The 12833-nt window shown below is 39.6% G+C and carries 12 protein-coding genes; 7 read left to right on the top strand and 5 right to left on the bottom strand.

Going from position 1 to position 12833, the window contains the following annotated elements; genetic code table 11:
• Positions 1–170: 170 nt before the first annotated feature.
• The 4 genes from J1G40_RS12920 (at position 171) to J1G40_RS12905 (ending at position 3819) form a co-directional block, all read left to right on the top strand.
• Positions 171–1301: a helix-turn-helix domain-containing protein gene (locus J1G40_RS12920; protein ID WP_265243065.1), complete on the top strand. Its 1131-nt coding sequence runs from the start codon at positions 171–173 to the stop codon at positions 1299–1301.
• 80 nt (positions 1302–1381) lie between these two features.
• Positions 1382–2035: a class I SAM-dependent methyltransferase gene (locus J1G40_RS12915; RefSeq protein ID WP_265243064.1), complete on the top strand. Its 654-nt coding sequence runs from the start codon at positions 1382–1384 to the stop codon at positions 2033–2035.
• Positions 2036–2195: 160 nt separating this feature from the next.
• Complete coding sequence (locus J1G40_RS12910) at positions 2196–2591, top strand: hypothetical protein (protein WP_265243063.1); 396 nt, start codon at positions 2196–2198, stop codon at positions 2589–2591.
• A gap of 139 nt (positions 2592–2730) precedes the next feature.
• On the top strand, positions 2731–3819 hold the full coding sequence (locus J1G40_RS12905; protein ID WP_265243062.1) for an alkaline phosphatase family protein: 1089 nt from the start codon (positions 2731–2733) through the stop codon (positions 3817–3819).
• Between the two features lie 263 nt (positions 3820–4082).
• On the opposite strand, the gene J1G40_RS12900 is transcribed toward J1G40_RS12905, so the two are convergent.
• The 3 genes from J1G40_RS12900 to J1G40_RS12890 all read right to left on the bottom strand — a co-directional run bounded on the left by J1G40_RS12900 (position 4083) and on the right by J1G40_RS12890 (position 6298).
• On the bottom strand, positions 4083–4724 hold the full coding sequence (locus tag J1G40_RS12900; protein ID WP_265243061.1) for a phosphoribosyltransferase: 642 nt from the start codon (positions 4722–4724) through the stop codon (positions 4083–4085).
• Positions 4717–5388 carry a dienelactone hydrolase family protein gene (locus tag J1G40_RS12895; RefSeq protein ID WP_265243060.1) on the bottom strand — a complete coding sequence of 224 codons (672 nt, stop codon included), beginning with the start codon at positions 5386–5388 and terminating at the stop codon, positions 4717–4719. The genes J1G40_RS12900 and J1G40_RS12895 overlap by 8 nt, the downstream gene beginning before the upstream one ends.
• A gap of 64 nt (positions 5389–5452) precedes the next feature.
• Positions 5453–6298, bottom strand: coding sequence for a universal stress protein (locus J1G40_RS12890; RefSeq protein WP_265243059.1), 846 nt, complete (start codon positions 6296–6298; stop codon positions 5453–5455).
• A 155-nt stretch (positions 6299–6453) separates the two neighbouring features.
• On the opposite strand from J1G40_RS12890, the gene J1G40_RS12885 reads away from it, so the two are divergent.
• Together J1G40_RS12885 and J1G40_RS12880 are read left to right on the top strand one after the other, a co-directional pair.
• Positions 6454–6903 carry a hypothetical protein gene (locus J1G40_RS12885; RefSeq protein ID WP_265243058.1) on the top strand — a complete coding sequence of 150 codons (450 nt, stop codon included), beginning with the start codon at positions 6454–6456 and terminating at the stop codon, positions 6901–6903.
• Between the two features lie 77 nt (positions 6904–6980).
• Positions 6981–8009, top strand: a complete 1029-nt coding sequence (locus J1G40_RS12880; protein WP_265243057.1) for a hypothetical protein — start codon at positions 6981–6983, stop codon at positions 8007–8009.
• A gap of 258 nt (positions 8010–8267) precedes the next feature.
• Here J1G40_RS12880 and J1G40_RS12875 read toward each other — a convergent pair whose 3' ends face one another.
• Positions 8268–9374: an acyltransferase family protein gene (locus J1G40_RS12875; protein ID WP_265243056.1), complete on the bottom strand. Its 1107-nt coding sequence runs from the start codon at positions 9372–9374 to the stop codon at positions 8268–8270.
• A gap of 135 nt (positions 9375–9509) precedes the next feature.
• On the opposite strand from J1G40_RS12875, the gene galK reads away from it, so the two are divergent.
• Positions 9510–10652, top strand: coding sequence for a galactokinase (gene galK, locus J1G40_RS12870; protein ID WP_265243055.1), 1143 nt, complete (start codon positions 9510–9512; stop codon positions 10650–10652).
• Between the two features lie 347 nt (positions 10653–10999).
• Here galK and J1G40_RS12865 read toward each other — a convergent pair whose 3' ends face one another.
• Complete coding sequence (locus J1G40_RS12865) at positions 11000–12616, bottom strand: ADP-ribosylglycohydrolase family protein (protein ID WP_265243054.1); 1617 nt, start codon at positions 12614–12616, stop codon at positions 11000–11002.
• Positions 12617–12833 lie beyond the last annotated feature (217 nt).

The raw sequence follows: 12833 nt of genomic DNA, 5'->3' as shown, positions 1-12833 counted from the left end.
GAGGGTTATGTAAAATACCAATAGCGCAAATTTTTAAACTCAGTTTCTTAGCAGCTTAACCAACCCATTCTGAGGTGGGGGATTCCGACTGATTAATCGAAATGAGGTGCTATTGGTATTAAAATGGTTGTATTATGAACATCAACTATATTTATACTCATTAAATTCCTATGAGTACCACTAACATTTTTATAATTATTCTGCTTTGCATAGGAGCCATCCAGGGAATAGTTTTTGGTATTATTTTATTGCGAAGTACAAGATATAACCGCACTGCAAACTTCTTTTTGGCTGTTCTGCTGTTTTTACTTTCTTATCGCTTAATTGTACAAGTAATGAGACTCTTTGGTCTTGGATATTACGATGGATGGTATTATATCCACCTGGACTTTAGCTGGTTTATTGGTGCACTATTGTATTTCTATACCAGGGCGCAAACCACAGGGAATTTTACACTCAAGAGAAAGGATTGGATACATTTCCTGCCTTTATTCATACAAATTTGTTGCAGTATTTTTGTCAGGCTACAAAATCTCTATTGGGATGGCACCCGTGAAAGCCTCAGCTGGCTGGGGTATTGGGGTTATGTGGTTTGGATGAATAACGCAACTATCTATGTCATTGCCAGTAGTCTGATTGTATTCTACACCTACCGTTCCGAAAAAAACCTGAAGGTTGCTGCTAGTTCAGGAGAAATTCATCCCAATAAGCTAAAATGGATAAGCAGAATACTTCGGGCTTTTAAAATATATTTTTCGATTGTACTTCTGATACTGCTTATAGATTTAGTGGTTTATAATCTTACGACAGACCATAATTATTTCTATTTTAATCGCTTCTATTTTTATCCCTTCTTCATTGGTCTTGCCATTCTAATCTACTGGATAGGTATAGAAGGATTCTCCAGAAGAAACCAGCAGGATCCTGCCATTAAGAAAAGGCTATCCCCTTCGGAGAAAAATCGGCTCATCGAAATTTCAGTAGTATTGGAAGAAATGATGGTTGAAAAAAAAATGTATAAGGATCAGGATATTTCAATAAGATCGGTCGCTAACGAAATGGGAATAAAATCTTACCTGGTCTCTAAATGTCTCAATGAAATAATCGATAAAAAATTCAATGACTATATCAATGAGTACAGAGTAAAAGAGGTACAACAACTACTCAAGAATGATGAAAATAAAAAATATACCCTCTTGAGCCTGGCCATGGAAGCCGGTTTCAATTCAAAATCTTCATTTAACCGTGCGGTAAAGAAACAACTCGGTATTACTCCAAATGAATTAAAACGCAGCAGTTAAAGTCTTGTTTTAATTTCTTGAAAGTACTATGAAACAGATAAATTACCGTAAATTGATAGTGTCACTTTGAAACCAATTTTATGACCTCAATTCAGGATCATTGTTGTGGGGCCGATGTGTTTTTTGATAAGAAAACAGCAAAAAAACAATATCGCCAATATTTAAAAAAAGGCCCCTCGAGGGTAACAGCAAAAATTATACGACAATTGACCAATAATACTATCGAAGGTAAGTCATTGATTGATGTGGGAGGTGGTATTGGTGCCTTGCAATGGTGGTTCCTTCAACAGGGCGGATCCCAATCCACAGCTATTGATGCCTCATCGGGTTATTTACAACAAGCGGAAGAACATGCCATTAAAAACGCCTGGGGCGAGAAAACCAATTTCGTACTTGGTGATTACACGGTTGTACATACCCAAGTGGACCGCCCAGATTATATTACCCTTGATAAAGTGGTTTGCTGCTATCCCGATTATAAGCAAATAATAGAAGTATCTTGTAAAAAGGCTAAAACACATATTGCATTGAGCTATCCCATCGATGGCATTATTTCCAAAATTGTCTCCTGGTTTGGTGCTCTATTGATAAAGTTTAAAAGCAATTCATTCAGACCCTATGTCCACCCTGTAAATAAGATCAGAGAAGTTTTTCACGAACAGGGCTATGAAAGGGTTTCGCATACTCTGGCCTTTCCATGGCATATTGAAACTTACCGCAGAATGAAAGGATAGCACTATGGCACGGTTTAACAATGCCGCTTTTCAATAAACTCTCCACCAATTCGCCAAACGATCCCAACCCATTCTATAAAATAGGTGTCAATTCCCCAATTGAATCGATTTTCATGCTTCTGCGCTATATGTTTGGGCCAATTAATATAAAACAGAAATCATGAAAACATTACATTCGTTCACTTTAGTACTCATTTTACTAGTATGCAACCTCATTAGCGCACAAGCGGATACAACTGCAGATTTAAAAGCGCTTAAGGGAAGCTGGAAACTTGATATGAGTCCGGAAAACAAAACGGACAACAACTTTGCAAAAATGGAAATTACAGACATAGATGGTGGCCGCATAAATGGCTTCTTCTACAGGGATGGTGTCAAAATGCGCGAAGGGCGCATTAATACCCAAACAGGGGTGGTTTATGGAGCGCTGATTTCCGGGGATAATTCTGGAGAATACAATACCTCATTTTATTATAAGAACGGCGTGTTGTATGGAACCACCCATGCCATAGACCGTGATTTCCTTGCCGTATGGACGGCCACCAGGGAAGATTGATTGGAACAATAATTTCTGAAGTTCCCGCCATATTAGCATCAGTTTAAAGGCCTGGTAATAATAACCAGGCCCTACTGTTAAGTCTACAATTGGAGAATTCCATATCTTGTTCATCAAACAACAGTTAGTTCAATATATAATGAGACCAATAACCTTTCTCCTTTTAGCATTCCTTCTTTTAATAAATGTCCCCGCTGCTCTTGCCCAGGAAAATACAAGCCCAAAAATTGTTTTAATTACTTTGGATGGCCTCCGCTGGCAAGAGTTATTTTCGGGAGCTGATCCCCTGCTGGTAGCCAACGAAAAATACGTCAAAGACACCGTTGGGTTGAAGAAAAATTTCTGGCGAAATTCGGCCAAAGAACGACGGCAGGCACTACTGCCTTTTCTATGGACAGAAGTTCCGAATATGGGCCAGTTACATGGAAATCGAAACCTGGGAAGTAAAGTAAATCTCACCAACACCCTGTGGTTTAGCTATCCGGGGTATAACGAAATTCTATCAGGCACTGCCGATGACCAGCGTATTACAAGTAATGATAAGCTGCCGAACCCCAACCGTACCATATTGGAAATTGCTAATAAGGATGCGAGATTTAAAGGCAAAGTGGCGGCTTTCGGTAGTTGGGATGTCTTTCCATTTATCATTAATGAAGAGCGCTCTGGTGTTCCCGTGAATGCCGGATTTGAAATTGCCACATCTTCAAATTTAAGTCCTCGTGAAGTATTCCTGAATGAATTACAACCGCAGGTGCCCAGCCCCTGGAGTACCGTAAGATTAGATGCCTTTACTCATCATTACGCTAAAGAGTTTATGCAAAAAAACCATCCGGACTTCATTTATATCGCTTATGGAGAAACAGACGATTTTGCACATGAGGGACACTATGATGCCTATTTAAAAGCAGCACGAAATACCGATGGCCTGATTAAAGACCTATGGGAGTTTACAAAGCAAGATGACTATTACAAAGTCAACACTCTATTTATAATAACCACAGATCATGGCCGGGGTACAGATCCCCTGGAGAATTGGCAACACCATGGTAACAAGGTTGTAGATGCAGGACAAGTTTGGTTCCTTTGCTTTGGAAATGAAGTAGCACCGCTGGGTGAGGTAAATAGTAAGGAACAACTCTACAGTAATCAAATTGCCCCGACAATTTTGAATCTTCTAGGTTTACAGGACGATTTGGATGCTGAACCTATTGCTATTTTGAAGAAATAAAAATCGGGGACAATCAAAATTGTGACAAGTTATTTAAACTTGAAGTTTGTCAGCCCTATTCAGGCATTAAATAATTGGAATAGAATGATTCCAGGTAGTTGGTTACCTCCGGCATGTTCTTAATGAATCGGTTTTTAGTTTCAGAATGTAACCTATTAAACGGCACAAATCATCTTTTGGTGCTATTCATGATACCCTTTAAAACGAAGATACTCTCTGAACCATTTCCATACAAGCTACAAAGCTCAGATCCTTAATGGCAATTACAGGCTAGGCGTGTTTGGTGCATTTGTCTCTTCCAGAATTCTAATTGCTTCCTGATCAGAAACCTGATAAAATTCCTTATAAAACTGACCTACTGCTCGAAAATTAAATGGAACAAGAAGACAAATGGTTGCATCAACTTTTTGATTTTTTTCAATTTTGCTCAAACTCGATTCCGGGGCCACAGGAATGGCTATAATTATTTTAGTCGGCTTTTGTTTAGCAACCAGCTCTATAGTCGCCAAAAGTGTGTTGCCAGTGGCGATGCCATCATCCACGATAATTACCGTTTTATTCTGAAGATTTTCGGGCTGTCGGTTGCTGTAATACTGATTATGGCGTCGTTTCAGGTTTTTTCTGACCCGAGAAACTTCTTCGTCTATATAACCCTGTGTAACCCCAAGGGCATCTGTAAGTAAGACATCTTCAAGGCTCACCGCTCCAATGGCATACTCCTTGTGATACGGGTGGCCTATCTTTTTAGTCAGGGCCACATCTAGTGGAGCCTCCAATGCCCTTGCCACGATAGCTCCAAGAGGTAATCCTCCTCTTGGAACTGCAAGAACAACTACATTTTGTCCTTTGTATTTTAGCAGTTTTTCTGCCAATTGTGTGCCGGCGTCAATCCTATTATCAAACATTTGTTTCAATTTTTTTGTTTAGAAAATGGTTGCTGAACCAATCCGCTGAAATCTGAGCAACTTCCTGCAGTTTCCCAGGTTCTGCAAACAAATGGGTGGCACCGGGAATAATTTCGAGCTTTCGCGTAGCTGATAATTTTCGATAGGCTGTTTCATTTAGCTCAATGACGACATCATCCCTGCCACCTACAATTAATAAGGTGGGGGCAATCACTTTATAAAGTTCGTCATAGGCAAGATCTGGTCGGCCGCCTCTGGAAACAACCGCTTTGATATCTTTGCCATAAAATGCTGCTGCCCGCAGGGCAGATGCTGCTCCCGTACTTGCACCAAAATACCCCACAGCTAATTTCTCTGTATCTTCTTGTTGTTGCACCCATAGGGTAACAGCTATAAGGCGCGTTGTAAGCAAATTAATATCGAATCGTTTATCGTAGTTGCGGTCTTCATCTTCAGTGAGAAGATCAAAAAGCAAAGTGGCCATACCTTTCTTCTGCAAAACTTCGGCCACATAATTATTCCTGGGGCTTAAACGACTACTACCACTACCATGTGAAAAAATGACCAGTCCGGCCGGATTTTTTGGAATAGCCAGATGTCCTTTTAAGATAGCCCCGTCCACTTTTATGGAAACATTTTTACGTAATTCATCTTGTACTATCATAGTTCAACTCTTTTTTGTTCTTATTATAAAAAGGGTACGCTATGGTCCCGGCTAACTAATACAGCTATAGCCCTCCTACGTTATAACTTATTAATGGAATATCGATCCGATTTTCCATTTTCAGTACAGTGTCTTTATGGAATAGATTACTTACAGCACCCTTCTCCTGCCGTTCTAACATTGCCAGCAGATCTGCACCTGAATCCTCTAAGAATCCATTTAAAGCCCCTGTAAGACTATCACTGATAAGCTGATCATAACTTATCTTTTCATATTGTACTTTTTGATTTACCATGTTCTTAAACCACTCCATTTGTTGTTCTCCTTTGTACTCATTTATTGGTGCAATATGCACTACCCTGATCTGAGCATCAAACTTTCTAGCCATGCTTACCAGACTTCTTAGAGCAAAAATATCTGCCTGTTCAAAATCGCTTGCATACACCATAGTTTTGAATTTCAACGAATCGCAATCGGCCGGAATTGCTAATACAGCACAAGCGGATTTGCGGAAAAGCGCTTTTGTAGTGCTCCCCATTAGTAATTCTTTTAACTGACCGGCCCCAGTGGCGCCTACCACAATTAAATCAGCACGGGTTTGGGTAGCCTTTTCAAGAATACCGCTCCAGGAAGATGCATTTTCTTCCACCACTAAATGGCAATCCACATCCTGCATATCATCCCCAAGGTGTTCCATACAGAAGGCCTTCAACTTTGCAAGATTCTCAATGAAAAGTTCTTTCTTCTTCTTTGAATGGCTTATGGAAACAGAGCTGGCCAGTGAAGGGGGCGTATCGAAAACATGCAATAGAAGTAACATGGCATCAAATTTTTTGGCAAGCAAATACGATAACTTAAGGGCAGAAACCGAGTTTTTTGAATAGTCGGTAGCATAGAGAATCGTTTTCATTGTGGAGGTATTAAGTTATTTATACGAAACTATACAATCCCCCAGGGACAAAGAATGATCTTGGTCATCCACTAGGTTTTTATAGATGACTTTTATCATATTGATTGACTGATGCCTTCACTAAATTTATAGCTGTAACTTTTGAAATATTTATTATGAACGATACAAAATATACCCAGCAACCCAATGCGCTAGAGAATGGCCCCTGGGATGAACTCTATGTATTAACCGGACATTGGAAATCGGATCTTGAATTTTATAGTGACGACCTCATTTTCTTGCATCATCTGGTAGACAAGTATTTTATGTGGATTACAAAGTCCGAAAATCTTAGCTTGGTGAGGGAGATCAAAAAGGAATTGTACGAATTGAACAAAACAAATAAAGATTTACTGGAAAAGGTTAAAAAACATGTAATTCAATTGGGGCGTTTAGTTGAAGACCCTAATCATAAAGATGCCGGTATCATTAAAACAGAACATGAGCATCTTGAAGAAGAAATGTCAGATTTTGTAAAATCGTTTAGGAAAAACCGAAAAGAGGTCTTTAAGATCACCGAATATGTTATTGATAGTGAACACCTTGAACAACTAATGCAGTCCTAAGAAGATCTTATTTCAGGACTTTAATTGTTATCTTGTCCTTGTCATTAATAAACCAGGAGAAGTAACATCACCTTAAAATGAAATTCATTCCCAGTCGTATAACCATCCTACTGTTCTATATGGGTTGTTTTTGTCAATTCCTATATGGGCAAGACAGCAACTATATCATGACCGTCAAAGGAAAACTGGCGGTTGAAGAAATGGGCAAAACCCTGGTACATGAACATATTGTTACAAATTTTGAAGGTACGAGGAACCCCAACCAGCCATTCAAAGACCAGGAAAAAGCGATTAATTTAATTTTACCCCACCTCAACAATCTGAAGACTTTAGGGTATACTACCCTTGTAGAATGTACTCCAAGCCATATAGGTAAGAACGTGGAACTATTACAGCAACTATCGGAACGTTCCGGAATCAACATTATCACCAATACAGGATACTATGCAGCGGTAGACAAAAAATACCTTCCGGAAAGCGTTTATAGTTTAAGCCCCCAATCTATTGCGGCTACTTGGCTAAAAGAATGGGAACAAGGGATTTCAGCTACCGGAATCAGACCAGGTTTTATAAAACTTGGAGTTGGAAAGGGAGAACTGGACAGTATTGAGCAAAAAATATTCAAGGCCGGGCTGCTATTGGGTTCAACTACAGGAATGGCCCTGGCTGTACATACAGGCGACGGAATAAGTATCAAATCCCAGTATCGGTTAGCGAAAAAGAACAATTTTGATTTAAACAAACTCATTTGGGTACATGCCCAGAATGGAAAAAATGAAGAGCGTATTGAGATGGCCAGAGAAGGTATATGGATCAGCCTTGATGGAGTAAGCGAAACCCGGATAGAAGAATACCTCAACATGATAGTTGCCTTACACGATAAATCTCTGTTATCGAGGCTTTTGCTATCCCATGACGATGGCTGGTCCGTGGAATACACAGAAGGTGATTTGACTTTAAAACCTTTTGAAAACGGGAACAGTACCCCTTACAATACCATTTCAGAAATTTTACTTAAAAGGCTCTACGAACAGGGATTTAGTAAGGAACAGATCGATTTGATTTTTGTTGAAAACCCTAAGGAAGCTTTGGGTATTTCAAAATAATAATTCAATTTCAAAATCCCATATGTGGCAAGGTCAGGGAATAAAAAGTTCTTGTCAGTCGGATGCGACAAAGTAATCAAATACGTAACCAAATATTGGGATTTATTTAATACACCTTTGACAATTACTTAACTACTTAATACAAAGTTATTTAAGACCTTTGCAACAAGGCTGATTTCAAAAGCCTAAGTTTGAGTTAGTTTAGCAAAAACCGGTGTACTAAGACATCGGTTTTTTCTTTATAAAAGTGGTAAAACATTAAACTTTAAAGTACACTTTTTTCTTGTCCAGAAAGTAAGTGATATACCAGAACATAAAGAGCACAAATAGTGAATTTATAACCATGATAAGGCCATCGGGCAAGCCAATAGGTGAAAGCAACCCTTCTGTAAAGATCTTGCCAAAGCCCCTGAACCATTGAACCCCCACCGTTTCGGCTAGCAGATAAATAAATATAGAATTGGTGCCCACCACAGAGAATATACGCAGCCATTTTCTATTATTCCCTTTAATATCTATCCACCAATAGAACAACGCCAATACCAATATAGCCCATCCTCCTGATGCCAGGGTAAAAGAAGTGGTGGCGATCCTTTTAATTATAGGGGTAACGCCCAATAGGTCTAAACCATAACCCAACACCAGAAGCAAAGCACCGTATACCACTAATGGGCTGAGTTTTTCGGAGGCCGATTTTTTTGAAAGTAACAGCTGTCCACAAACTACCCCCCAAATTGTATGTGCAGCCGTCGGAATAAAATTGATAGTAACCCAATATCCGCTATTCACTTTACCCATAAGTACCATGTCCATAAAAGAACCAAAACTCTGTCCCTGGTTAAAGGGGTCCGCAGGATTATAGACTCTGTACAATATCTCGGTGAGTATCAGCAATCCTACGGCAAAAGCGATTTGAGATTTATGAGAGTAATTCATTATTGCATAGGCAATTAAAATAGTGAATGCCAATTGCACCAGGACATTCCATAACTCCCAAACCAGGGCACCACTATTAACACAATGCAGTAACACCCCAAATGCAAAAAGCAGGAAACACCTTTTTAAAATATGTTGTGTAGCAGCCTTCCGGGTTCCAGACGCCAATCGCTTTCGTAACGAAAAGGGCATAGCTACTCCGACAATAAACATAAAAAAGGGTTGGATAAGATCCCAAAATCTTAGCCCGTGCCAAGGGTGATGATGCAACTGTTCAGCAATGGAAGACCAAATAGCACTGTCCTTAACAAACTCATAAAAGTTATGGTGAAAATCTGCTGCTTCTGCAACAAGAAAAAACATGGTCAGACCTCGAAATACATCTAATGAAAAAAGACGTTTGGTAACATCTGTACTGGTCTGGGTCATACTGCTTATTGTTGGTTATGGTATTTCAATTTACAATTTATGTAATAAAGTAGGCCAACAATACCCCCTTGTCTCTGAAGAAAACAAAAGAATCCTTTTTTGTGACAGATAAAGCATGGGTAATTAATAACAATTATGGATATTTATACCATGAATTCATTCGACCCCGATCTTATTATAGAATCGCCTGGCCGCATTAACCTCATCGGGGAGCATACAGACTACAACATGGGTTACGTACTGCCCACGGCTATCAATAAAAAAATCACCTTCAGGTTTAGAAAAAATAAAAGCGAACATATATGCAAAGTATATAGCAAGGATTTCGACAAGAGCCTTACCATAGACTTGCGTAAAGTAGTTCGCAGTATTACGGAATGGGAAAATTATGTACTTGGGGTAATTAACGAAATACAAAAACTAACAGATGAGCTAAGGGGTTTTGATTGTACATTGGAAAGCACGGTTCCATTAGGATCTGGTGTTAGTTCTTCAGCAGCCCTGGAATGTGGAATGGCATTTGGCCTTAACCAATTATTTAATCTTGGACTATCTGAATCAGATATTGTGGCCCTTTCACAAAAAGCAGAGCATACCTTTGTAGGCACTCAATGCGGTATTATGGACCAGTTTGCCTCAGTTATGAGTAGGGAAGACCATGTAATTTTACTGGATTGCAACACCCTGGAACACGAATATATCCCGATTAACCTGGAGCCCTATAAAATTGTGCTTTTAAACACCCATGTTTCGCATAATCTTGCCAGTAGTGAATACAATACCAGAAAAATGGAGTGTGAACAAGGTGTGGCCATCCTGAAGAAAAAATATGATACTGTCGGCACACTTAGAGATGCAACATTGGAAATGCTCAAAACAGTAAAAGATGAAATGGATAATACCATCTACAAACGCTGTATGTTTATCATTGAAGAAAATGAAAGGGTGATGGCAATGACCAAGGCCTTAAAGGAAAATGACCTGAAAACAGCGGGTAAGATATTATACGACGGGCATTCTGGCCTTAGTGAATTGTACGAGATCAGTTGTCCTGAATCTGACTTCCTGGTTAACTTTTCCAAAGGAATCCCGGGAGTACTGGGAGCCAGGCAAATGGGAGGCGGCTTTGGTGGATGCACTATCAATCTGGTGCATGAAGATGTCGTAGATGATTATATACGGGCAATTTCAGCCGTCTACTACGAAGAATTTGGCCTAAGGCTCACCTCCTTTGAAGGGTTTCCGAGCAAAGGAACCTCTATTATTTATAAAAAATAGTGCTTTTCCGGCCTATTTTACATTTTCACCACATCTTTTGAGGCTTACACATCATTTCTTTTTCCCCTCCTGTCTTGTGACCTATTTTTATCCTGTAAATAGTTAGTTATATAATTTTTTTCATTTTCATATAGTGTTCTCGTAAAAGAGTCCTGATCGTAAAGACGGGGCTCTTTTTTAATTAAGTGAAACTCCATTTTGAAAAGTCTTCTGGACGAAATCAAAATTGTAAGTTGAACTTATCCCGAACGGCGAGAGGGATCTTGTGTGTTTGGCTTTATTTGAAACTCAACAATGTATATCTCTTCAAGAAGGTTGTATTCCTTAAGTTAAGTTGAATATTAAGACTAAGGAATGATCGAAAGCATGTCTATAGTCTTCTCTTTTTCTGTAGCGTCTCCAATGATCTTAATGGTATGTGCTCCCGGGTCAAGATTAAGTTTCTCGAATATTTTTACATAGTACTGGCCATGGCTGCTAGAATTGTCTTCTAAACTATAAGTTCCCATGGGAATACCATCCAGAATTATATTAACGTTTCCTCCCTTAGGACTTCTATACGCGTAATATTGCACTGCCTTCCCCACAAAGGTGATTTCAGCACTGCAATTGGCATAACCCCGTGCCAAATAAGCCCCTGAAGCATTCCAATTATTGTATTCGGATTTAAATCCATTATACTCCCATGCCGGATCATTGTCCTCAATCGTTATCCATGGTACAAAAATTTCCTGCGCTCCTGCCTTTACAATTTCAGATTCGCCCAGGGGAATTGACCAATTATCTCCCGATATTTTTCCTTCTAAATGTTCCTTAACTATTTTATCAATTATTAATAGGCCCCGGTCTGCCATAGCGGTAAAATTATCTAATGGTATTGGCATCTTGTATCTGGTCCTGGCAATATTGTAATCTTCAGAAAAGTTGGTTTTGCCAAAGTGGTTTTCCAATTCTTCATGTCCGTAGAGCAGCCCCAATAACCCCCCCCAGGTGGCAGCAGGATTATCAGAATCCCAACCGCACATTACTCCTATTCTGATGGTTTTTTTATAATCCCCTTCTCCATAAAACAGGCTAACCATGGAAGCGGCAAAATTAATCCCCGCATCCCAGGGGTACTTATAATTATAGCCGGAGGTGACAGTATGCTGGTATCGGCGGGCAACTTCATCCCTGGTTTTTTCCCAATTTTCCTTATCGTCGTTATTCTCGTAAGACTGTTTTACAAAGTCGTACATATCTGCTATATAAGACCACTCAGGGATTCTTTTTCGGGCCTGAGCAGCCATCCATTGGGTTTGCTCCTTTCTACTTTGCTCCGGATTGGTCCTGGCAGCTAACGCATACATAATTATGTAAAATTCAGCTGCCCATTCCGAGTGCAGATAGGCAGTTGTCCGCACAGGTAGGTGTCCCATCTGGAGCGCAAAATCTGGCCGTCCGGGGGCCAATGCTCCAAAAATCTCGGTTGTTAGTTGGGCGTCTATCATATCCCACATTGGGTTGTTTTCTGGTAATGAAGTTGCAGGCGGAATTGCACCATTCTGCATCTGCCCGAGGGCAGCCAGGTTAGAAACCCATAACAATGGCAAGCTTATATGTTCTTTCCATTCAGCACTTATCTGCGGTCCGCTCAACAAGGGGTTGTCAAATTTCTCTATGGCATGTTGGTAGACATATTCTATATCGGTATCATCGTCTGCACCCCAGGGATCCTCATCCAAAACATAGTTATACTTACCGCTACCAAAATCGGCATCGGTAAAGAAGGGGAAATCTGTTCGCTTGTTCTCTGTGGGCAGGCCTGTCCAGTTAGCAATACAACTGCCCAACCAAAAACCTTTTAATTTATCCTTGTAAAGGGTTCTGTTTAAAACAAGTGTATCTTTTTTGTTCTTAAAATCAATCCTATTGTCGGGGAAATTGAGGCCTTCATCTGTTATTATGGCTTGCGAAAAGCTCATAAATAATACTAGAGTCCATACACTAATAATCCTCATTTCTTTTATTATATGACTGATTTACTCCCTGAATAAATTTTGGTTTCAACTCTGGTTACAAGACCTCATACAAAATAGTAAAATATATTAAATAGAATAGGGAAATTCTGGGTTTGACCATCTATGCTACAACTTAAACCGGCTGTCGGTTAGGAGAATATTTTCGTATTTAAATTAGTAT

The organism is Muriicola sp. Z0-33, from assembly GCF_026126425.1.
GTDB lineage: Bacteria > Bacteroidota > Bacteroidia > Flavobacteriales > Flavobacteriaceae > JAFMPW01.
The sequence above is the reverse complement of the archived record's forward strand: the minus strand, read 5'-3'. Positions and strand labels throughout refer to the sequence as shown.